This window comes from Micromonospora sp. CNZ299, assembly GCF_002754415.1.
On sequence record NZ_PEFG01000001.1, the window covers coordinates 1,220,248 to 1,241,067 of the forward strand.

Sequence of the window (20,820 nt, forward strand, 5' to 3'; positions counted from 1 at the left end):
CCGGCGTCAGGCGGGCGAGCCCGCCGGTGTCGGATCGTCGGCCGGTCGGGGCAGCACCAGCCGGGCGCCCGGGCCCTCGCCGGCCAGCGCGTCCCCGGGGTTGTTGAGCGTGCAGCGCTGCAACGACAGGCAGCCGCAGCCGATGCAGCCGTCCAGGTCGTCGCGGAGCTTGGTGAGCAGCCGGATCCGCTCGTCCAGCCGGCTCCGCCAGCTCGCGGAGAGCCGCGCCCAGTCCTGTGGGCTGGGCGTACGGGCTTCGGGGAGCGAGTCCAGTGCCGCGCGGATCTCATCGAGGGAGACGCCGACCTGTTGGGAGATCCGGATGAAGGCCACCCGCCGCAACTCGGCGCGGGCGTACCGGCGCTGGTTGCCGCCGGTCCGATCGGCGCGGATCAGCCCCAGTCGCTCGTAGTAGCGCAGCGCCGACGGCGCCACACCCGAGCGGACCGACAGCTCGCCGATCGTCAGTAGATCCTGCATCACCAGGTCCTTGAGTTGAAGTCCACTTCAACTTACACAGTAGTGGCATGACAACCACAGTGACCACCAACACCGGCTCCCGGCTTCCCGGGCTGATCCGACGACTGACCGGCGACGAGAAGCACGCGCCGAGCGCGCACTCGACCATCGACGTGCTCCAGGTGCTCTACGACCGGGTGCTGCGGGTCACCCCCGACACCACCGACGACCCGGAACGCGACAGGTTCCTGCTCTCCAAGGGCCACGGACCGGCCGCCTACTACGCGGTGCTCGCCGCGCACGGCTTCATCCCGGAAGCCTGGCTCGACGACCTGGCCGGGCCGGCGAGCCGACTCGGCCATCATCCGGACCGGCTACTGGTCCCCGGAGTCGAGATCGGTTCCGGCTCGCTCGGGCACGGGCTCGGGCTGGCCGTCGGCAGCGCCCTCGGCCTACGGGCCCAGGGGCTGCTCAAACCCCGGGTGTACGTGTTGCTCGGCGACGCCGAACTGGACGAGGGCTCCAACCACGAGGCGATCGCGTACGCCGGTGCCACCGGCCTGGCGAACCTCACCGCGATCGTGGTCGACAACTCGTCGGCCACCCACGGCTGGGCGGGCGGCATCGCCAGCCGGTTCACCGTCAACGGCTGGACCGCCGACACCGTCGACGGCCGCAACCACACCGACCTGTACGTGGCGCTGACCGGGCACCGGCCGGGACGGCCGCACCTCGTCGTCGCCCACGTCGAGAACAAGGGATGACCGCCATGCGTGACGCCTTCATCGACGCCACCACCGCGCTGCTCGACGACGACCCGCGCACCGCAATCGTGCTGGCCGACATCTCGGCCACCCAGTTCGCGCCGGCCGGCACCCGCCACCCGGACCGGGTGTTCAATGTCGGCATCCGGGAGCAGCTGATGATCGGGGTGGCCGGCGGGCTCGCCCTGACCGGGCTTCGCCCGATCGTGCACTCCTACGCGACGTTCCTGGTGGACCGGGCGTACGAGCAGATCAAGCTGGATCTGGACCACCAGGGCGTGGGCGCGGTCATGGTCAGCATCGGAGCATCGTTCGACGGGTCGGCTGAGGGCCGGACCCACCAGTCGCCCGGCGACGTGGCGCTCTTCGACTCGTTGGGCGACGGCTGGACGGTGCGGGTGCCCGGCCACCCCGACGAGGTCGCACCGCTGCTGCGCGAGGCCGCGATCACCGACGATCCGGTCTACCTGCGGCTGAGCGAGCAACGCAACGCCCGGGCGCACCCGGACGCCGACCGGTTGCGGGTGATCCGGCAGGGTGGGACGAACGCGCCGCTCGTGCTGGCTGTCGGGCCGATGCTCGATCCCACCCTGGCAGCGACCGAGGGTATGGCCGTGACAGTCGCGTACACCCACACTCCCCGGCCATTCGACACGTCCGGGCTGCGGGCGCTCGCCGCGACCGAGGTGGTGCTGGTCGAGCCGTACCTGTCAGGAACGTCGAGCGCGGTCGTCAGCCGGGCCATGGCGGAGGTGCCGCATCGGCTGCTCGCCCTCGGGGTGGATCAGACCGACCTACGCCGATACGGAGATCCGGCCGACCACGCCCGGTGGCACGGCCTGGATGCCGACGGTCTGCGCCGGTCGATCAGTGCGTTTCTGGGATCAGCGCGCGGGTGACGCGGTGGAACGGCGGCGGGCGCGTTCGCGGCCGAGGATCCAGATCGCCTCGACGCCGTCCTTCCAGGTGATCTTCTTGCCCTCTTCCCGGCCACGAGCCCGGTAGCTGATCGGCACCTCGTAGGGGCGGATCCGGCGACGCAGCAGCTTGCCGGTCACCTCGGCCTCCATGCCGAAGCCGCGCGAGCGCACCTCGAGCGACCGGTAGAGCGCCACCGGCATCAGCTTGAAGCAGGTCTCCAGGTCGCCGATGTACGAGTTGAACAGCACGTTGGCCGCCATCGTGACGCCCTTGTTGCCCATCACGTACCAGAAGCTGTAGGCGCTGTGGCTGCCGAAGGTGCGATTGCCGTAGACGACAGTGGCCCGTCCGTCGAGCACCGGGTCGAGCAGCTTGGGGATGTCCTGCGGGTCGTACTCCAGGTCGGCGTCGAGGATGACCATGTAGTCGCCCTCCGCGCTGTCGACCGCCGTCTTGATGGCGGCACCCTTACCGGCGTTGCGCTGGTGGGTGATGACACGCAGACGTGCGTCGTCGGCACGGCCGAGGACCTCGCCGGTGCCGTCCCGGCTGCCGTCGTCGACGACGACCAACTCGATCTCGCAGGGATAGTCAACCGCCAACGCCTGCTTGAGGGCATCCGCGATGCGTTCTTCCTCGTTGTAGACCGGCATGAGGATCGAGAGCTTCAAGGGAATCTCCACGGTGGCGGCAACACGTCGGGGCACAGCCTAGCCTGGCTGGTTGACCTTCGATATGCCGCCACCATCGGGGCCGTCGGCGTGGCTAGCGCAGACGAATGGTGTTTACTACCCGCCATGTCGGCTGGCGGCTCTCTGCTCGCGGCGGTTCCCGCCGCCGGGGCGCTCCTGCTCACCGTCGCGATGAGGCCGCGCGAGGTCGGCGCGGTCGCGCCTCTACGGCTCGCCGTGGTGCGCGCCGCGCTGCTCACCGGCGTGTACGCGGTGCTCGTCGTCGAACTTCTCGGCGCGTTGCACGCGCTGACCCGGCCGGCCTTCGCCGCCGCGTGGCTGCTCTTCCTGGCCGCCGCCGCGACAGCAGCCGATCTGCGGCAGCGACGCGCGACCCGTACCGCGCCGACGCTCACCGCCGCACCGCGACCGGTGCCGGTCGGTGCCGTGGTGTCCGGCGGCAGCGCCGGCCCGCCGGCCGCCGTCGAGCGCGGTGCGACCGGGCCCGACCCCACGCCGACCCGCGCCGTCCGGGCACCGTCCGGCCTGCTCGCCGTGGCCCTCGACGCCTGGCGTACGGCGGGACGCGGCGAGCGGCTGCTCGTCGGCGCGATCGGCGGACTGGTCCTGCTGGAACTGCTGGTCGCGCTGCTGGCCGAGCCGAACAACTTCGACTCACAGACCTATCACCTGCCGAAGGTGGAGCACTGGGTGGCTCAGGGTGACCTGGACTTCTGGCCCACCGCCATCCACCGGCAGGTGACCATCCCGCCCGGAGCCGAATACCTGCTGTTGCACCTTCGCCTCCTCACCGGCGGAGACCACCTGTACAACCTGGTGCAGTGGGCGGCCGGAGTGCTCTGCCTCCTGGTGGTCGCACGGATCACCGCGCAGCTCGGCGGCAGCCGGCGGGCCCAACTGCTCACCGCGTTCGTGTTGGCGACCACGCCGATGGTGGTGCTCCAGGCGACCAGCACGCAGACCGACCTGGTCTGCGCGGCGTGGGTGACCTGCGCGGCGACCCTCGTGCTGGACGGGCTGCGTCGGCGGACAGGCTGGGGCACGGTGCTCGGGTTGGGGGTGGCCACCGGTCTGACCGCGGTGACCAAGACCAGTGGTCTGATCGCGGTCGGTCCGCTGCTGCTGCTCTGGGGGTTGGCCCAGCTCCGGCTGGCGCTGGCCGCGAGCACGGCGACGCCCGGCCCGACAGCCGCCGGCGCGGCACCACCCAACCCGACGGCCGGCGCGGCATCGCCCGGCCCGACGGCGGCCGGCGAGGATCGGCGGCCTCGGCCGGTCGGCGGGCTGACCCGCACGGTCGGCGCCGCGGTGTTGATCCTGCTGGTCGCGGCCGTGGTGGTCGGCCCGTTCCTGGCCCGGGTGACCGCCGAGTTCGGGCACCCGCTGGGGCCGCCCCGGCTGCGCGAGTCGATCCCGATGGAACGGCACGACCCGCCGTCGATCCTGGTCAACGCTCTGCGGATCGGGCACACCGCGTTCGACACGCCGCTGGCGCCCCTGCGCCGGGCCGGAGCCGAGGCGATCATCGACGGAGCGGGCGCGATCGGGGTCGACCCGCAGGACCGTGCGATCACCTTCGGTCGGGAGATCTTTCCGGAGCCGGCCTGGTATCCGGACGAGGACCGGGTGGCGTTCCCCCTGACCGGGGCGCTGGTGTTGATCGGTGCGGTCGTCGCACTCGCCCGTCCCCGCCGGATCGATCCCGAGCAGGCCGGGCCGGTGCGCGCGTACGCGGTGGTGGTGTTGGCCGCCGTCCTGTTGCACACCTCGATGATCAAGTGGCAGCCGTGGGGCAACCGGCTGATCCTCTACGCCGTGGTGCTGGCCGTGCCGCTGGCCGGGCTCTGGCTCGACGCGCTCTTCCGCCGCCGCCGCGCCAACCCGGGTCGGCAAGGAGCCCGGCGGTCGGTGGCCGCACTGACGGCGGTCACCGTGCTGGCCACCTCGGCGCTGGCCGGTGTGCTCGCGCTGTCGTACGGCTTTCCGCGACGGCTGGTCGGTGCCGGTTCGGTCTTCACCACCTCGGACTGGGACACCCGGTTCCTGCGGCGTCCGCAGTGGGCCGACGAGTTCCGCTGGGCGGCCACGGCGGTCCGCGACAGCGGTGCCGGACGGATCGGGCTGGTGCAGCAGAACGACAACTGGGAGTACCCGTGGTGGCTGCTGCTCCGGCAGCCGGACGGGGGTTCGCCGGACCTGGTGGCGTTGCAGTCGGTGCTGCCGGAGCGACCGCCGGCGGACCCTGCCTCGGTCGACGCGATCGTCTGCACCGGCAGTCGTCCGGCCTGCACGAAGCTGGTCCCGGCCGGCTGGTGGCTGGAGTTCCGCGGCTACGTCGGCTATGCCCTGCCGCCGGGCCGCTGACCCGGCGGTCCGCTTCGGCGCATCTCGATCGCCCGGATAGTCCGATCCGGGCGGTTCTGCAGCCTGCGCGCAAGGATCCGAGACGCATTCACATCCATTGGTCCGCACGTTACCTTCTGGTAACTCAGTCGACGTCCCGCGACTGAGCCGAAAGGAGTGCGTCGATGCCTGCAATCCCCGCCAGGCCCGAACGCGCGACCCGACGACGGGCCATCACCGTCGCCGTGGCCGTCGCCGCCCTCGTCCTACCGATGCTCGCCGGACCGGCCACCCCCGCCACCGCCGCCGACCGTCCAACCGTCCAACCACTCCCTGCCAACCTCGAGGCCATCCGGGCCGCCGAGGCCACCGCCCTCTACGGCACCCCCGCGATCCGCCCGATCGAGCAACGCCGCACCGCGCTGATCACCATGGGCGACAGCCAGATCTCCGGTGAGGGGGTCGGCAACTACGTGCCCGGCACCCACCAGGACGGCAACTGGTGCGACCGCTCGTTCGACCAGGCGGTGTTCCGCACCGGCATCCCGTCGGACGCGAGATACAACATCGCCTGCTCCGGTGCCACCCCGTGGAACCTCATCGCCGGCGGCCCGACCCAGCACAACGAGCTGAACCAGGGCGACTACCTGGGCATCAAGGCGCGCAACACGCACGTGAAGCTGATCTGGGTGGTGGTCGGCGCGAACGGCGACGGCACCATCCAGTTCGGCCCGGTCGCCACCGACTGCGCGATCAGCCGGGTCTTCCTCCAGGGCAACTGCTACCCCGACTACACCGACCAGTGGACGATCCGCACCGACGGCAGCCGCCGGGCGGTTGCGGACGCCCTCACCGACATCCGGCAGACCATGACCAGGGCCGGCTACCTGCGCACGGACTACGAGCTGGTGCTCATGTCGTACCCGAGCCCGGCCAGCCCGGACGTGGAGGACAACCCGAACTTCCCCGGCTGGTACTCCGGCGGCTGCCTGCTCTACCTGGCCGACGCCGCGTTCGCCCGCAACAAGGCGGTGCCGCTGTTCGAGTCGGCGCTGCGCGCGGCGGCCACCCAGACCGGCACCCGCTACCTGGACGCCAGCCGGCTCTTCCACGGCCACGAGGTGTGCACCGACAACACCTCGGTCCGCGGCCTCAACATCGAGATCGGGATCTGGAACGAGAACGCCGCCCGGCAGTCGTTCCACCCCAACGCCCGCGGGCACGGCATGTTCGCCCAGTGCATCACCCAGCTCTGGAACTCCGGACAGAACCAGGCCACCTGCGTCGACCCGGCCAGCACCGGCGCTGGCGTGCTCTACCCGGGCCTGATGCAGTTCAAGCAGTTGCGCAACCCTGCCACCAACACCTGCGTCGACGGTAAGGGTTACGACTCCCGCAACGGCACCGCGCAGCAGTCGTACGGCTGCCACGGCGGGCGCAACCAGGGCTTCTGGTACGACTCGGCCAAGCGGTCACTGCACTCGGAGCTGTCCCACGACCGTTGCCTCGACGTCGCTGGCGCATCGATGACGGCCGGCACGGCGGTCAACATCTACGACTGCAACGGCACTGCCGCCCAGCAGTTCACCTTCGTCGGCAACCAGATCAAGCCGGCTGCCGCCAGCAACCTCTGCGTGGCGTTCGACAGCCCGTCGTCGGGCGCTCCCCGGCTGCGGTTGGCCACCTGCTCCACCAGCGCCCGGCAGCAGTGGTCGTTCGAGGCCCGTACCGCCGCCAACCCGGTCGGCTACGGTCACGACGACTTCATCGGCTCCCGCGTCTACTGACGGAAGGAGGGGCCCCTGATCGACTCAGGGGCCCCTCGCTCACTTCGTGCGGGGGATGAGGACGAGTCGCGCCACGCCCTTGTCGCCGTCCTTCGCGCCGGCGACGCCGAGCGTCGCGCCGACCTTCACCTCGCTCGGCTGCACTGTGGCGCGCCGCTCGACGACCCGCAGGTCCGCGCCGAAGGTCCAGGTCATGGTGAAGCCGTCGGTGGACTTGACGGTCATCGAGTCGCCGTCGATCGCGGTCACCTCACCGCGCTGCACGGCGACGGTCTGCGTACCGCCGTCCTTCGTCTTCACGACCGCCTCACCGTGCAGGGTGTTCTTCCGCAGCAGCACCCGGGCCTGGCGGCGCTTGCGCCACTCCTCGCCGCGCTTCTCCCGGGCCTTGTCCCTGGCGGTGGGGGAGGCACCCGGCGTCGGGGCGGCCGGCGCGGCGACGGTCCGCACGTCCAGGTCGTCGGCGTCGAAGCCCATCGCGGTCAGCGCCTGACCCTCCACGCCCATCGCGGCGGCGACCTCGACGGCGGCCTCCCGGGCGGGCTGGCTGGCCACCTCGGCCGCACCGCAGCCGCTGACGCCCAGCGTGACCGCCGCGAGCAGTGCCGTGGTGCCGGTGGCGAATCCCCAACGTGGCATGACGTTCCTCTCGTCCGTGGAGCCCTCAGCATCTCCGTCGAGGACGAGCGGAGCGTCAGGCCGATGTTCGAGCCAGGTAAGGATCGCCGGGCAGTCGAACCGTGAAGGCGGCGCCGCCCTCCGGCGCGTGCCCGGCGGCGATCTCTCCGCCCAGCCGGCGGACCAGGCCGGCGGCCAGCGCCAACCCCAGCCCGCTGCCCACCTTGCGCACGCCCCGGTAACGCTGGTGCAGTGCCCCGCGTTCGAACGCCACCGCCAGGTCGTCGTCGGTGAAGCCGGGCCCGCCGTCCCGGACCTCCAGCTCACCGCCGGAGGCCGGGTCCGCACCCGCCGCCCGGACCGCGAGCACCACCGGCGACCCCGGGGGTACGACCCGCAGCGCGTTCTCCAGCAACCCGTCCAGCACCTGCCGGATCCGCCCCGGATCGGTGTACGCGGGCACCGGCTGACCTGGCGTCTCCAACCGGAACGGCACGCCCACCGCCGCGCACCGGCCGGACCAGGTCGGCTCCGCGTCCACGGCCAACTGGGTGAGGTCCACCGGCACCGGTTCGAGCGGGAAGTCGGCGGCCTCCAGCCGGGCCAGCGCCAGCAGGTCCCCGATCAGCCGGTCCAGGTGTTGGGCCTCAGCCAGCATCGTCCGACCGGTGTCGACGGTGTCGTCCGCGCCGAGCACCCCGTCGGCGAGCGCTTCGGCGTACCCCCGGATCGCGGTCAGCGGGGTGCGCAGCTCGTGCGAGACGGACAGCAGGAACTCCCGCTGCCGCCCCTCACTGGTGGCCAGCGCACCGGCCAGACCGTTCAACGCCTCGGCCAGGTCGGCGACCTCGTCCGGTGACTCGACCGGCACCCGGACGGCGCGGTCGCCGGCGCGTAGCCGGGCGGCTGCGGTGGCCGCGACGCGGATCGGCCGGGCCAGCCGGCGGGCCAGCAGCAACCCGGCCACCACCCCGGCGGCCAACCCGGCCAGCAGCGGCAACCAGAGGCTCAGCAGCACCCGGGCCCACAACCCGTTCGCCGAGGGGCGGGAGAGCACCACCCCGTTGCCGTTGGGGAGCGCCCGGCCCTCGACCAGGGCACGTTCGCGGTTGACGACGCGCCGGACCGACACGTTGCGCCCCTGCCCGATCCGCTGCACCACCCGAGGTGGCAGGCCCGGCCGGTCGACCGCTCCGCGCCGGATCAGGTACGCGTCGATGCCCTGGTTGCGCAGTTGCTGGATGAGCCGCTCCTCGTCGGCGCTGCGACCCCGGTCCAGGCGGGTGCGCAGCACCTCGGCCGCGAGCCGGGCCTGCGCGGCGAGCGCCTCCTGGTCGCGCCGCTCCGCGCCACGGATCGCCAACGGCACCGCCACGATCGCGGTGACCAGCACCGACACCAGCGCCACCGCGCAGGTGACCAGCACCGCACGGGCGGTGAGCGTACGGCCGAGGCCGCCACGTCGAGGTGCGGCGGGTGGGGAGGTGCCGACCACCCGCAGCGACATGGTCGGCGACCCGGCGCGCCCGGATTGGTCAGGCATCGACCGCGTACCCGACGCCTCGGTGGGTCCGGATCACGCTGGCCAGGCCGAGCTTCGCCCGCACCTGGGCGACGTGCACGTCGACTGTGCGGGTGCCGGCGTGCGCCGCGTACCCCCAGACCCCGGCCAGCAGCTCCTCCCGGGTGAAGACCCGACCGGGCCGGGCCATCAGATGGGCCAGCAGGTCGAACTCGGTGGAGGTGAGCTGCACCGGTGCGCCTGCGGCGGTGACCGTTCGGCGGGCCGGGTCGAGCGTCACCGGGCCGACGACGCGCTGCCGGTCCGCGCCCTCCGGGCCGCCAGCGGAGCGACGCAGCACCGCGCGCACCCGGGCGACCAGTTCGCGGGGGCTGAACGGCTTGGTCACGTAGTCGTCGGCGCCCAACTCCAGGCCGACGATCCGATCGACCTCGTCGTCGCGGGCGGTGAGGAAGATGACCGGGGTCCAGTCGCCGGCCTCGCGCAGCTGGCGGCAGATCTCGGTGCCGGGCAGGCCCGGCAGGGCGATGTCCAGGACGCAGGCCACCGGGCGGATCCGGCGGGCGGCGCTCAGGCCGGCCGCACCGTCCCGTTCCAGGTGGACGCCGAAGCCGTCCCGGGTGAGATAGAGCCGGACCAGGTCGGCGATGGCCGGCTCGTCCTCGACCACGAGGACGAGCCCGCGGTGCGGCGGTTCGACGGTCACCGGCCCATGATTGCCGACCCGGTGGACCCGGCGCGATCGGTGCGTGTTCGAGTCAGGTAAAGGCGACGCAAAGCCCGGTCGGGCGTCAGCTCACCACGGCGGGGCGGAACGCGTTGGGCCGCGCGGCGGCCGGCGCGTCACCGATGGTGGCGAGGATGCGCTCACGGGGCACCCGCAGGCGGGTCCGAAAGGCATGGTTGAGCAGCGCGTCGAGCTGCCAGACCTGCTTCGGGTGACTCGTGCGGATCAGGAACCGCTCGCGGATCCCGTCGATCGCGGTGGCCGCCATCTCGACCGACTGGAGTCGCGGGTCCGGGCTCCAGGTGACGTTGCTCAGCTCGCGCAACTCGGTGTTGAGATGCAGGCGCAGACGGTGCAGTAGTCGGGTCTGCTGGGTGACCACCAGTCGACGGTGGGTGAGCAGCAGCAGATAGTCGCCGGTGACCGGGCGGTCGGGGCGGCTGCAACGGGTGACCAGGATGGTGGCGTCACCGGAGCCGACGCAGCGCCGGAAGACCGGCATGTGCCGGCTCACGGTCTGCACGGCCAGGCCAGCCTCGGCGGCGGCCGGAAGGAACGTTCGGGAGAAGACGTCCATGACCTGCCCAACGACGTCTTCGGCGGGGTGACGTGGGTCACGCGGGTTTTTTGGAAGTTCCACGCCGCAGGTCGCACTGCCTGTCCGACTTCCGACTTGGACGGATCGTGGTCAGGAGTCCGGTTGAAGGGGGCTTGCGGCGAACAGCTCCTCCAGCCAACCGGGGACCGCGTCGGCGTACTCGGCACGGGACTCGTCGACGGTGTCCAGGGCTCGCCGCCAGGACAGCGACCGGCTCACCGGCCCCAGGCCGATCGCGAGGTCGGCGGCCTCGACGAGGGTTGGGCGGTCGTACCGGTCGGTCCACGCCTCCAGGTAGGCGTCGCGCAGCCGCGCCAACCCCGTGTCGTCGGCCGCCAGCTTCTTCGCGTGCCGGATGGACCGCAAAGTCACCAGCAGCGTGCCGAACGGGTGCGCCACAGAGGCGTCGCCCCAGTCGAAGTAGCGGTAGCCGTCCGGGCCCGCGAAGACGTTGCCGTCGTGCAGGTCGTCGTGCTGGACGGTGACCGGGATGCCGATGTCGGCGAGCCGGCGGCACCGCTCGGCGTACGACGGCAGCTCCGCCCGTAGCCGCTCGTGCAGGTCAGGGCTGAGCCCGCCCTCGGCGCCGATCAGCAGCGACCCGCGATCGTCGAGGAGCTCGGCGAGGAGCCCTGCCAACACCTCGGGGCGGTGGTCCGGCACGCCCAGGGCGACCAGTTCGTCGGCGCGCGGCGCGGTGGTCAGTTGAAGCGCCGCGTACCCGGGTAGTGCCCGCTCCCAGTGCGCCAGATCGGGGTCGCGCGCCAGCACGTCACGCAACGACTCGCCGCCGTCGGGCAGCAGCGACCAGCCCTGCTCCGGGTCCACCGCGATCGGTGTGAGCACCCGTTCCGGTGTCAGCTCGGCGAGCGTCGCGATCAGGGCGGCCTCGTGCGCGGTGCCGGGGTTGTTGGCCTTGAACCAGACCGGGCCGTCGTCGGTGGGCACCCGCCAGACCAGAGACCACGGGCGCACCCGAGGCTCCACCAGACCCGTCACCCGCCGGCCGGCCCGGCTCAACCTCGTGTCGACCCAGGCCCGGGCCCGCACCTGCCACTGCTCACTGGACCAGTCGGGGGCACGCTCACCGGCGATCGTCGTCACGCTGGGCACCTTAGGCGGCCCTCCCGGGCCGGGGCGAGGCGTTTTCCCCAGCGGTGTCAGACCAGCTCGACGATGGTGGCGTTGGCCATTCCGCCGCCCTCGCACATGGTCTGCAGGCCGTAGCGGATCCCGTTGTCCCGCATGTGCTGGAGCATCGTGGTCATGATCCGGGCACCGGAGCCGCCGAGCGGGTGACCGAGTGCGATCGCCCCACCACGCGGGTTGAGCCGCTCCGGGTCCGCCTCGGTCTCGGCCAGCCAGGCCAGTGGCACCGGGGCGAACGCCTCGTTCACCTCGTACACACCGATCTCCTCGATGCCCAGCCCCGCGCGGCGCAGCGCCTTCGCGGTGGCCGGGATGGGGGCGGTGAGCATGGTGACCGGGTCGTCGGCGGCGACCACGGCGGTGTGGATCCGGGCAAGCGGCCGAAGGCCGTGCCGGCTGGCCCACTCGGAGGTCGTCACCGCGAGGGCCGCGGCGCCGTCGGAGATCTGGGACGCGGACCCGGCGGTCACCACGCCGTCGGCACGGAACGGCGTGGCCAGCTCGCCGAGCTTGGCCAGGGTCGTGTCCCGGCGGATGCCCTCGTCGGCGGCGAACTTGCCACCATCGCCGAGTGGCACCGGCGTGAGCTCCGGGTCGAACGCGCCAGCGTCCTGTGCAGCGGCTGCCTTCTCGTGGCTGGCCAGCGCGAACTCGTCGAGCTGGGTGCGCGAGAGGCGCCACCGCCGGGCGATCAGCTCGGCACCGACGCCCTGGTTGAACGGCAGTGGCGCGTCGTCGGCGAAGCCCTCGACACCCCGGTAACGGTCCCGGAGCTGGTCGCTGAACGGCATGCCGCCGGCCACACTGGAGCCCATCGGCACCCGGGTCATCGACTCCACCCCGCCGGCGACCACCAGGTCGGCCTGGCCGGAGAGCACCGTCGCGGCGGCGAAGTGCAGTGCCTGCTGGCTGGAGCCGCACTGCCGGTCCAGCGTCGTGCCGGGGACCGTCTCGGGCCAGCCGGCGGCGAGCACGCCGTTGCGGGCGATGTTCCACGACTGCTCGCCGACCTGGGACACGCAGCCCCAGAAGACGTCGTCGACCTGCGCCGGGTCGAGCCCGGTGCGCTCGGCGAGGGCGCGCAGCACGTGCGCCGAGAGATCGACCGGGTGGACGCCGGCGAGGCTGCCCTTGCGCCGCCCGACCGGGGTACGTACCGCGCCGACGATGACCGCGTCACTCATGTTTACTCCCCGGTAACTTGGGCTGTCCCGATCCTACGTCGTCCCAGGACCGACCGTCCGGCCCCACCACCACGAGATGCCGGAATCCGACGGCCGCTGGCATGCTGGGCGGGTGGATGAGATCACCGGGGCCCGGCAGTGGCGAGTGCCGTCGAGTCTGCCAGCGGCGAAGCTGGCCGGCGCTGTCCTGCTCGTCGCCCTCGGGCTGCTCTTCGCCGACGGCGACCCGGTCCGCCTGGTGGTGGCCGTCCTGGCCGCGGTCACGGTGGCCGTCTGGGCGGTACGCGACCTGGTCGTGCCGGTCCGGTTGACGGTGGACCCGGCGGGGCTCACCGTCATCCACGGGTTCGCGGGCCGGCGGCTGCTGCCCTGGTCGACGGTCGAGGCGATCACCGTCGACCGTCGGCCACGGTTGGGGCTGACCAGCGAGACCCTGGAGATCGACGCGGGCAACTCGCTGCACCTCTTCGGCCGCTACGACCTGGGAGCCACCCCGGAAGAGGTCGCCGTCGCACTGCGTGCCGCCCGCCCGAACCCCTGATCTGTCAGCCGAGCAGCTGGGCGGTCCGGAAGAGAACGAGCGCGAGCAGGACCACCAGGATGATCGCCGCGCCGGCGACCTGCACCAGCGTCCGCCGGCCACGCGGCGCGTACGCGAGCACCAACGCCATCAGCGCGCCGACGACCAGCCCACCGAGGTGCCCGGGGATCGAGATGCCCGGCACCGCCAGCGTGAACACCAGGTTGATCACCAGGATCGGGATGATCCGGGAGATGTCCCGACCCAGCTTGCGTTCGATGATGATCAGTGCGGCGAAGAGACCGAACACGGCTGTCGACGCCCCGACGGTGAAGGCCCGCGGGCTGCTGAACAGGTAGGCGGCCACGTTGCCGCCCAGACCGGCGATCAGGTAGAGCGCGGCGAAACGGACCCGCCCGAGGTTGGCCTCCAGCGACCGACCGAGCACCCACAACGCCCACATGTTGAGCAGCAGGTGCAGCACGCCGTAGTGCAGGAACATCGCGGTGACCAGCCTGTACCACTGGCCCTCGGCGATCCCACCGAGCGTGTAGTCGGACAGGTACGCCCGGCCGAGCACCGCACCCCACTCGGTCAGCGGCGTGCTGCCACCCATGAGGCCGCCGAAACCGGAGCCCCCCATCGCCGCGTCCCCACCCCGGGCCGAGGCGATGGAGAGCAGCAGGAGCAGCGCGTTCACCGCGATCAGGGTCTTCGTGACATAGCCGTGCCGGCCGGCCGTACCACCACCGAAGGCGGTACGCGCCGGCCGGACACTGCGACGACCCTCGTTGACGCACTCCGGGCACTGGTGCCCGACCGACGCATCGCGCATGCAGTCCGGACAGATCGGCCGGTCGCAGCGGCTGCACCGGACATAGGTCTCCCGGCCGGGATGCCGGTAGCAGACCGGGGTGGTCGGCGGAGACTCGCTCACCGGGCCGACCCTCCGTCCTCCGCCGCGCGAACCACCGGCGCAGGCCGGTGCGGTGCTCCGGAGCGCTCAATCATGCGAGCAAAGGTACCTCGCCCGTTGGTCAGGAAGCAGACCGCTCGATCTCGACCCGCTCGATGACGACGTCCTGGAGCGGACGGTCGCTCGGGCCGGTCGGGGTGCTGGCGATCGAGTCGACGACCTTCACCGACTGCTCGTCGGCGACCTGACCGAAGATGGTGTGCCGGTTGTTGAGGTGCGGCGTCGGCGACACGGTGATGAAGAACTGCGAACCGTTGGTGCCCGGTCCGGCGTTCGCCATCGCCAGCAGGTACGGCCGGTCGAAGCGCAGCTCCGGGTGGAACTCGTCCGCGAACTTGTAGCCCGGTCCGCCCCGGCCGGTGCCGGTCGGGTCGCCCATCTGGACCATGAATCCGCTGATCACGCGGTGCGAGATGGTGCCGTCGTAGTACGGCCCACTGCCCGGCTGACCGGTGCGCGGGTCGGTGTACTCCCGGTTGCCCTCAGCCAGGTCGATGAAGTTGCGGACCGTCTTCGGCGCGTGGTTCGGGAAGAGCTCCAGCCGGATCGGGCCAGCGTTGGTGTGCAGGGTGGCGTAGACAGCCTCGGCCACGGGTACTCCTCACTTGTTGGTCAGTTCCATGCGGATCCTCCCATGTGCCCGATCTGGCATCGCGGAGGCATCCGAAGGTGGAGGATGACGAAGGAACAACTCCCAGGAGGTAGGACCGTGTTTGGATTCGGGCGGCGTAAGTCCCAGGGGCAGCTCGCGAAGGCCGAGCTGAACCAGAGCATCAGCCACCTGATGCAGGCAGCCAACCACGCAGCCAAGGGCGCTGGCGCAACCGTCGGTCCGCGGGTCCAGGTGGCCCGGGGCTACGTGGCGCCGACCGCGGCGAAGGTGCGCGACCGCGCGTCGACCGGCTGGGGGACCACACTCACCACGCTGGCACCGCTGACCGCGGCGGCCCGTGACGGCGCCGCGCAGGCAGGGCCGCTGACCAGGAAGGCCAAGTCGAAGACCATGCGGATCACCGGTAAGAAGAAGCAGCCGCGTCGTCGCGGCTCGATGATGACCGGCCTGTTGGCAGCGGGTGTCGTCGCCGGCGTGGCCGGCGCGGTGGCCATGCGCCGTCGCCGCGAGCAGCAGGAGTGGGCCGAGTACGACCCGACCCGCACCCTGGAGCCGATGCGCGACGAGGTCGACTCGATCGAGGTGCGCACGCCGTCCGCCACCAAGGGGAGCGACGGGTCCGCGATGACCGGCGGGTCCGCCATGACCGGTACGGCGGGGATGACGGGTGCGGCGGGGATGACGGGTGCCGGCAGCTCGGCGGTGGCCGGCGGCAGCAGCGCCAGCACCACCGGCACGGCCAAGCAGACCAGCGTCCGGCCGACCGACAAGGTCCCCTCGGTCGCCGAGGGTGCCACGGACGTCTCCGGCCGGCCGACCGACGACCTCACCAAGGCACTGGGCAAGGACACGGCACGCACCAACGGCCGTCGCTGACCCAGCGACAAACGCATCGAGCGTCGGCGCAGCGGGGTCACCCCCGCTCGCCGGCGCTGTCGCGTGCCAGCGCTCGGCGTGCGCTCCGCGTCAGCGCGGGCGGTCAGAGCCAGCCGTTGCGGCGGAACCAGCGGTAGAGGGCCAACGAGATGCCGAGCATGATGGCCAGGACCACCGGGTAGCCGTACGTCATCTTCAGCTCGGGCATGTTGTCGAAGTTCATCCCGTAGATACCGGCGATGGCGGTCCACACCGCGGCGATACCGGCCCAGGCGGCGATCTTGCGCATGTCGTTGTTCTGGTCGACGGTGACCTGGGCGAGCCGCGCCTGGAGGATCGAGTTGAGCAGGTCGTCGTAGGAGTTGACCTGCTCCACGGTGCGGCTCAGGTGGTCCTGCACATCCCGGAAGTAGCGGCGGATCTCCTTGGGCACGTCCCGGTTGACCTGGGAGGTCAGCGTCATCAGCGGCCGCTGCAACGGCACCACCGCCCGCTTGAACTCCACCAGCTCCCGCTTCATCTGATAGATCCGCTGGATCCGCCCATGGCTGTGGCGGTCGAAGACCTCGGCCTCCAGCATGTCCAGGTCGTCCTCCAGTTGGTCGGCCACCTCCAGGTAGAGGTCGACCACCCGGTCGGTCACCCCGTACGCCACCGCCCACGGGCCCTGGAGCAGCAGATCCTCCTTGGTCTCCAGGTCGGCGCGGATCGGGGCGAGCCGGCAGGCGTCGCCGTGCCGGACGCTGATCACGAAGTTCGGGCCGATGAAGAGCATCACCTGCCCGGTCTCCACGACCTCGGAGTTCTCGGTCAGCTCGGCGTGCTCGCAGTACCTCGCGGTACGCAGCACCAGGAAGACGACATCGCCGAACCGCTCCAGCTTGGGGCGCTGCTCCGCCTTGACGGCGTCCTCGACGGCGAGTTCGTGCAGACCGTAGGTCTCCGCGATGGCGGTCATCTCGGCCAGTTCCGGTTGGTGCAGACCGAGCCAGACGAAGCCGTGCTCCTCGCGGCGGGCCGCCGCCAGGGCGTCCGCGTACGTCCACTCGCCGGGTTGCCGCTTGCCGTCGACGTACAGCGCGCAGTCGACCACCGAGCTGCGGTCGGTGCCGGTCGGGGTCGGCACGGGCGGCGATCCGTCGGCGTTGAGGATCCGGGTCATCGCCCGGACCGGGGAGGGCCAGGCCCGAGGTCGCAACACCCGACCGGGGGTGGACGACGTCCGGTCCCGCTCTGTGCGATCCGTCATCGCGTCACCTCCCACGCTCGGCTGCGGCTTGCAGGCTACGCCGACTGCGGTCGGGGACATGTGTGACGGCGGTCGCGTGGGGGTGGTGCCGGGTGGGCCGGGCCGCATCGGGGGGTGTGCGGGGACGACACGGCCCACCCGGCACCGGTGGGGGCGGGAGGTTGTGCTGCCGCGTCGTCCGAGATGGGGGCCGGCCCGGAGGCCGGGCGGTGATCTCCGCTACATCACGGGCGACGCTCGCAGCATTGTGGGCCGCCGGCCGCCCCGGACGGGAGTCCCGGGACGGCCAGCATCGTCGTTCTGTCAGGAACCCGACAGTTGGCTCAGGCGCGGACGGCCTCGACGGCCTCCGCGAGACGACGGACACCCTCGTCGATCCGGTCGGCGGTCACCGCCGAGAAGGCCAACCGGAGGGCGTGCTGCCCACCGTCCAGCACGAAGTCGCTGCCCTTGACCACGGCGACCCCACGCTCGGCGGCAGCAGGAGCGAGCCGGTCGACCAGCACGTCCTCCGGGAACTCCACCCAGAGGAAGTAGCCGCCGTCGGGCTCCACGAAGCGCGCCTGCGGCAGGTGCCGGCGCAACGACTCAGCGAGCACCTGGGCCCGCTCACCCAGCGCCGCGCGGACCGTCTCGATCGAGCGGTCGATGTCACCGGAGACGCAGAACTGATGCACGATCGCCTGCGACACCATGCCGGGCGAGATGTAGAGGCTGGTCGCGTTCTTGGCGATGTCGGCGATCAGGTCCGCCGGGCCAACCAGATAACCGACCCGGACACCCGGGCAGACCGTCTTGGTGAAGCTCGACGCGTGCACCACCACGTTGCGGGTGTCCAGCGAGAGCATCGACGGCAGCGCCTCGCCACGGAAGCGGATGTCCGCGTACGGGTCGTCCTCGAAGATCGTGAACTCGTACTCGGCGGCCAGGTCGAGCAACTCCCGACGCTTCCCCTCCGAGAGCGTCATGCCGGCCGGGTTCTGGTAGTTCGGGATCACGTGCGCGAGCCGGGGTCGGACCCCCGACTCCAGCAGCTTGCGCAGCTCGGCAGTGTCCAGGCCGTCCGGCTGGACCGAGATGCCGTGCAGCTCACTGCCCATCCGCTGGAGGTTGAGCAGCGTCCGGTCGTACGTCGGGCGTTCCACCACCACCGCGTCGCCCGGGCGGACCAGGTGGTCGAAGAGGAACGCGTCGGCCTGAAGCGACCCGTTGGTGACCAGCACCTGGTTGGCTTCCACCCCGTGCTTCTCGGCGATCCACTTTCGCAGCGGAAGGTAGCCGACGGAGGTGCCGTACGCCGTGACCCCCGCAGGGTCGGCGTCGAAGGCGCGGACGGCGGCGGCCTTGAGCCCCTCGACATCGACGATGTCCAGCGAGGGAGCCCCACGGGCAAAGGAGATCAACTGCTCGGCGGTCATGGATGTTGAGCGTACGGGCGGCGATGGGGGACGCGCGGACGGCACGGCGATGTCCGCATCCTGAGCCACCGGGACGGGTGACCCGACTCCACCGGTCAGCGACAGATCAGACCGGAAGGGCGAGCGCGTCGTGGTGCGCCGCCCGGGAAAGCCCCTCCAACTGCACGCCGAGCGCGTCGAGGAGCTGGCTCCAGTCGAAGTAGGAACGCCAGGCGGTGATCCGACCCTTGCGGGCCCGGACCACGTCGGCCACCTCCCAGCTCACCAGCCGCCCGGTGGGAGCGACGGTGCCGTACGGCGAATGCAGCGTGCCGGTGTGGGTGCCGGTCAGACGCAGCTCGACGGCGGCGCCACCGCCGGTGCGAACCGTGCCCAGCGGGTCGACCCGCAGGTCTCCGAAGGCCCCCGTCCAGGTGCGCAGGAGTGCGGGCAGCTCGATCGGACGGACCGTCACGCCCGGCATGGAGTAGAACGCCTCCGGGGCGTAGAGATCCGGTAGACGGGCCACGTCCCGACGCAGGAGCATGGCGTACTGCTGCTCGATCAGCCGCTCCGCGTCGCGCATCGGGACCTCCCCCGCGGGCCACGGCATCTCCGCGCCCGCGAGGAATCTCTACCCGTCTATCCGGGCACGCACACCTGCGCGGGCCGAGATTCCGGCTCCGGCCGGGTCAGGTCGTGGAGACGGCGGCCTGATCCTCCGCCCACACCCGCATGATGTCCCGCACGGAGATCACCCCGGCCACCTCCCGACCGTCCAGCACCACCAGGTGCCGGAACCCGCCCCGGGCCATCGCCGCGGCGGCCTCGGCCACCGTCCACTCCGGCCCCGCGTAGACCACGTCCCAGGTCAGGTGGGCACCGGTGCGTTCCACGTCACAGTCCAGGCCGGCGCCGATTGCCTTCAACACGTCGCGTTCGGTCATGATCCCGACGCCCTCGGAGTCCGGATCGATCACGACCGCCGACCCGACACCGCGGGCCGACATCATCCGGGCCGCCTGGCGGAGCGTGTGCTCCGGACCGACGACGAGGACCTGGCTGGACATCGCATCCCGTACCTGCATCACACATCACTCCCTTGGGACGGTGGCATTCGGTACCGACATGGTCGTCCGTGGATGTTTCCGGGACAAGACCGAGCCTCGGCGCAACAGCGGACGCTCGCTACTGTCGAGCGGTGTCCACCGAGCCCCTGCGCTGCGCCGGCGCGCTGATCGTCGACCACGACGGCCGCATCTTCTTTCAGCGCCGCTCACCCCAACGGCGCCTCTTCCCCAACTGCTGGGACATCGTCGGCGGCCACCTGGACCCCGGCGAGGACATCGACGAGGCGCTGCGCCGGGAGATCACCGAGGAGACCGGCTGGGTTCTCTCGCACGTCCTCGGCCAGGTGGGCGAGTACCGCTACGTCGGCGACGACGGCCTGGCCCGCATCGAGTACGACTTCCTGGTCCGCGTCGACGGCGACCTCGACCGCCCGAGGTTGGAGGCCGGCAAGCACACCGAATACCGCTGGCTGGCCGAGGACGAGGTGACAGTGCTCGACGAGCACCGCCACGTCAACGACGGGCTGATCCGGCGGATCGCGGAAGAGGGCTTCGCCGTCCTGCGGTCGATCGGTCTGTGAACACCGTCGAGCTGGCGCCGCACCGGTTCGCCGGGCTGCTCGCCCCGGCCGTGGACCGGGCCTTCCGCGCCGGCATGCTGGCCGGTCGCGACGGCGGCGGGGCCGTTCTGTCCCAGCGGTACGGAGGAGTGGCGGCGACCGGCTTCCTGGTCGACCTGCGCACCCGACTCGCGGCACCCGGTGGCACTGTCGACGGCCCCGGGTTCGCGGCCATCACCCGTTACCAGGACCCGGTCGCCTGCCGGCGGACGGTGGACAAGCAGGTGGCGTACGGGATGCTCCACCGCGGCCCCGACGGCACGCTCTCCGCCACCGAACGGGGAGCGGCCTTCCTCACCGAGCTGTACCAGGTGCACGCCGAGGTCACCGAGGAACTGTGGGCCGGGCACGGCGAACGGGTGTCACGGCTGGTGGCAGCCCTCGGCCGGCTGCTGTCGTACGCCCTGGTGCTGGCCGACGAGGCCGGTGACCGCGGCGGCTCCGCCTTCGCCGCGATGGCACCCCCGCACGAGCCGGACGGCATCCCGTCGGGCGTGCTGCTGCTCAACCGGCTCGGCACGTTGCGATACCACCGGGCCGACGCGCACGCCGCGGCCTGGGAAGCCGCCGGGCACACCGCATCGAGCGTCGCCGCCCTGCCGGCCGGCCCCGAGCGGACCGCCATCGAGCTGGAGACCGACCGACGGGCGGCCGGCCCGTACGCCGCTCTCGGCGCGGAGGAGCGACTGACGATGCTCGCCGACCTGGCGGCGTTGCCCGGCTGACCCGGTTGAC

At 71.7% G+C, this 20,820-nt stretch carries 22 protein-coding genes; 8 read left to right on the forward strand and 14 right to left on the reverse strand.

The features are described 5' to 3' along the window. Positions 1-6: 6 nt before the first annotated feature. Entirely contained in the window at positions 7-480 is a 474-nt protein-coding gene (gene soxR, locus CLT68_RS05805) for a redox-sensitive transcriptional activator SoxR (RefSeq protein WP_088950686.1), read from the reverse strand. Positions 481-527: 47 nt separating this feature from the next. Between soxR and CLT68_RS05810 the strand changes: the two genes are divergently transcribed. Together CLT68_RS05810 and CLT68_RS05815 are read left to right on the forward strand one after the other, a co-directional pair. Beyond that, positions 528-1,223, forward strand: coding sequence for a hypothetical protein (locus CLT68_RS05810; protein WP_099849341.1), 696 nt, complete (start codon positions 528-530; stop codon positions 1,221-1,223). A 5-nt stretch (positions 1,224-1,228) separates the two neighbouring features. After that, positions 1,229-2,122 carry a transketolase family protein gene (locus CLT68_RS05815; RefSeq protein WP_088952087.1) on the forward strand — a complete coding sequence of 298 codons (894 nt, stop codon included), beginning with the start codon at positions 1,229-1,231 and terminating at the stop codon, positions 2,120-2,122. On the opposite strand, the gene CLT68_RS05820 is transcribed toward CLT68_RS05815, so the two are convergent. Further along, a complete protein-coding gene (locus CLT68_RS05820; RefSeq protein WP_088952086.1) occupies positions 2,108-2,815 on the reverse strand; it encodes a glycosyltransferase family 2 protein in 708 nt (235 codons plus the stop codon). The two genes, CLT68_RS05815 and CLT68_RS05820, sit on opposite strands and share 15 nt — an antisense overlap. A gap of 126 nt (positions 2,816-2,941) precedes the next feature. Here CLT68_RS05820 and CLT68_RS05825 point away from each other — a divergent pair, with 126 nt between their 5' ends. Together CLT68_RS05825 and CLT68_RS05830 are read left to right on the forward strand one after the other, a co-directional pair. Beyond that, positions 2,942-5,200 (forward strand): phospholipid carrier-dependent glycosyltransferase, encoded by a 2,259-nt coding sequence (locus tag CLT68_RS05825; protein WP_199176995.1) that lies wholly within the window; start codon positions 2,942-2,944, stop codon positions 5,198-5,200. Between the two features lie 164 nt (positions 5,201-5,364). Beyond that, a complete protein-coding gene (locus CLT68_RS05830; protein ID WP_099849343.1) occupies positions 5,365-6,966 on the forward strand; it encodes a ricin-type beta-trefoil lectin domain protein in 1,602 nt (533 codons plus the stop codon). A gap of 39 nt (positions 6,967-7,005) precedes the next feature. Here CLT68_RS05830 and CLT68_RS05835 read toward each other — a convergent pair whose 3' ends face one another. From CLT68_RS05835 to CLT68_RS05860, 6 genes are all read right to left on the reverse strand, one after another. Further along, a complete protein-coding gene (locus tag CLT68_RS05835; protein WP_099849344.1) occupies positions 7,006-7,605 on the reverse strand; it encodes a hypothetical protein in 600 nt (199 codons plus the stop codon). Positions 7,606-7,660: 55 nt separating this feature from the next. Continuing rightward, the gene (locus tag CLT68_RS05840; protein WP_486482087.1) at positions 7,661-9,127 is read right to left on the reverse strand and encodes a sensor histidine kinase; all 1,467 of its coding nucleotides are present in this window, start codon (positions 9,125-9,127) and stop codon (positions 7,661-7,663) included. Beyond that, positions 9,120-9,812 carry a response regulator transcription factor gene (locus tag CLT68_RS05845; RefSeq protein WP_099849348.1) on the reverse strand — a complete coding sequence of 231 codons (693 nt, stop codon included), beginning with the start codon at positions 9,810-9,812 and terminating at the stop codon, positions 9,120-9,122. Before CLT68_RS05845 ends, CLT68_RS05840 begins: the two co-directional genes overlap by 8 nt. 85 nt (positions 9,813-9,897) lie before the next feature. Continuing rightward, a complete protein-coding gene (locus tag CLT68_RS05850; RefSeq protein WP_088950692.1) occupies positions 9,898-10,410 on the reverse strand; it encodes a hypothetical protein in 513 nt (170 codons plus the stop codon). A gap of 111 nt (positions 10,411-10,521) precedes the next feature. Continuing rightward, positions 10,522-11,535 (reverse strand): phosphotransferase, encoded by a 1,014-nt coding sequence (locus CLT68_RS05855; protein ID WP_099849349.1) that lies wholly within the window; start codon positions 11,533-11,535, stop codon positions 10,522-10,524. 56 nt (positions 11,536-11,591) lie between these two features. Continuing rightward, complete coding sequence (locus CLT68_RS05860; protein WP_088950694.1) at positions 11,592-12,764, reverse strand: thiolase family protein; 1,173 nt, start codon at positions 12,762-12,764, stop codon at positions 11,592-11,594. Positions 12,765-12,840: 76 nt separating this feature from the next. On the opposite strand from CLT68_RS05860, the gene CLT68_RS05865 reads away from it, so the two are divergent. Next, entirely contained in the window at positions 12,841-13,305 is a 465-nt protein-coding gene (locus CLT68_RS05865) for a PH domain-containing protein (RefSeq protein WP_099849350.1), read from the forward strand. Positions 13,306-13,309: 4 nt separating this feature from the next. Here CLT68_RS05865 and CLT68_RS05870 read toward each other — a convergent pair whose 3' ends face one another. Further along, positions 13,310-14,221: a rhomboid family intramembrane serine protease gene (locus CLT68_RS05870; RefSeq protein WP_099849352.1), complete on the reverse strand. Its 912-nt coding sequence runs from the start codon at positions 14,219-14,221 to the stop codon at positions 13,310-13,312. A 100-nt stretch (positions 14,222-14,321) separates the two neighbouring features. Continuing rightward, entirely contained in the window at positions 14,322-14,852 is a 531-nt protein-coding gene (locus CLT68_RS05875; RefSeq protein WP_088950697.1) for a peptidylprolyl isomerase, read from the reverse strand. A gap of 84 nt (positions 14,853-14,936) precedes the next feature. Here CLT68_RS05875 and CLT68_RS05880 point away from each other — a divergent pair, with 84 nt between their 5' ends. After that, entirely contained in the window at positions 14,937-15,749 is an 813-nt protein-coding gene (locus CLT68_RS05880) for a hypothetical protein (RefSeq protein ID WP_099849354.1), read from the forward strand. Positions 15,750-15,852: 103 nt separating this feature from the next. Here CLT68_RS05880 and corA read toward each other — a convergent pair whose 3' ends face one another. The 4 genes from corA to CLT68_RS05900 form a co-directional block, all read right to left on the reverse strand. Further along, positions 15,853-16,998, reverse strand: coding sequence for a magnesium/cobalt transporter CorA (gene corA, locus CLT68_RS05885; RefSeq protein WP_099849355.1), 1,146 nt, complete (start codon positions 16,996-16,998; stop codon positions 15,853-15,855). Positions 16,999-17,321: 323 nt separating this feature from the next. Continuing rightward, complete coding sequence (locus CLT68_RS05890; protein WP_088950700.1) at positions 17,322-18,416, reverse strand: aminotransferase-like domain-containing protein; 1,095 nt, start codon at positions 18,414-18,416, stop codon at positions 17,322-17,324. Positions 18,417-18,522: 106 nt separating this feature from the next. Beyond that, complete coding sequence (locus CLT68_RS05895; RefSeq protein WP_099849357.1) at positions 18,523-18,981, reverse strand: ester cyclase; 459 nt, start codon at positions 18,979-18,981, stop codon at positions 18,523-18,525. A gap of 106 nt (positions 18,982-19,087) precedes the next feature. Continuing rightward, positions 19,088-19,483 (reverse strand): CBS domain-containing protein, encoded by a 396-nt coding sequence (locus tag CLT68_RS05900; RefSeq protein ID WP_088950701.1) that lies wholly within the window; start codon positions 19,481-19,483, stop codon positions 19,088-19,090. Positions 19,484-19,596: 113 nt separating this feature from the next. Here CLT68_RS05900 and CLT68_RS05905 point away from each other — a divergent pair, with 113 nt between their 5' ends. Together CLT68_RS05905 and CLT68_RS05910 are read left to right on the forward strand one after the other, a co-directional pair. After that, positions 19,597-20,046, forward strand: coding sequence for an NUDIX hydrolase (locus CLT68_RS05905; RefSeq protein WP_172862130.1), 450 nt, complete (start codon positions 19,597-19,599; stop codon positions 20,044-20,046). Next, positions 20,043-20,810, forward strand: a complete 768-nt coding sequence (locus CLT68_RS05910; protein ID WP_099849359.1) for a hypothetical protein — start codon at positions 20,043-20,045, stop codon at positions 20,808-20,810. The genes CLT68_RS05905 and CLT68_RS05910 overlap by 4 nt, the downstream gene beginning before the upstream one ends. Positions 20,811-20,820 lie beyond the last annotated feature (10 nt).

Coding starts and splice junctions, on each gene's coding strand:
- soxR (WP_088950686.1), bottom strand. CDS start 480: ATGCAGGATCTACTGACGATCGGCGAGCTGTCGGTCCGCTCGGGTGTG.
- CLT68_RS05810 (WP_099849341.1), top strand. CDS start 528: ATGACAACCACAGTGACCACCAACACCGGCTCCCGGCTTCCCGGGCTG.
- CLT68_RS05815 (WP_088952087.1), top strand. CDS start 1,229: ATGCGTGACGCCTTCATCGACGCCACCACCGCGCTGCTCGACGACGAC.
- CLT68_RS05825 (WP_199176995.1), top strand. CDS start 2,942: ATGTCGGCTGGCGGCTCTCTGCTCGCGGCGGTTCCCGCCGCCGGGGCG.
- CLT68_RS05830 (WP_099849343.1), top strand. CDS start 5,365: ATGCCTGCAATCCCCGCCAGGCCCGAACGCGCGACCCGACGACGGGCC.
- CLT68_RS05835 (WP_099849344.1), bottom strand. CDS start 7,605: ATGCCACGTTGGGGATTCGCCACCGGCACCACGGCACTGCTCGCGGCG.
- CLT68_RS05840 (WP_486482087.1), bottom strand. CDS start 9,127: ATGCCTGACCAATCCGGGCGCGCCGGGTCGCCGACCATGTCGCTGCGG.
- CLT68_RS05850 (WP_088950692.1), bottom strand. CDS start 10,410: ATGGACGTCTTCTCCCGAACGTTCCTTCCGGCCGCCGCCGAGGCTGGC.
- CLT68_RS05860 (WP_088950694.1), bottom strand. CDS start 12,764: ATGAGTGACGCGGTCATCGTCGGCGCGGTACGTACCCCGGTCGGGCGG.
- CLT68_RS05865 (WP_099849350.1), top strand. CDS start 12,841: ATGCCGGAATCCGACGGCCGCTGGCATGCTGGGCGGGTGGATGAGATC.
- CLT68_RS05880 (WP_099849354.1), top strand. CDS start 14,937: ATGACGAAGGAACAACTCCCAGGAGGTAGGACCGTGTTTGGATTCGGG.
- corA (WP_099849355.1), bottom strand. CDS start 16,998: ATGACGGATCGCACAGAGCGGGACCGGACGTCGTCCACCCCCGGTCGG.
- CLT68_RS05890 (WP_088950700.1), bottom strand. CDS start 18,416: ATGACCGCCGAGCAGTTGATCTCCTTTGCCCGTGGGGCTCCCTCGCTG.
- CLT68_RS05895 (WP_099849357.1), bottom strand. CDS start 18,981: ATGCGCGACGCGGAGCGGCTGATCGAGCAGCAGTACGCCATGCTCCTG.
- CLT68_RS05900 (WP_088950701.1), bottom strand. CDS start 19,483: ATGCAGGTACGGGATGCGATGTCCAGCCAGGTCCTCGTCGTCGGTCCG.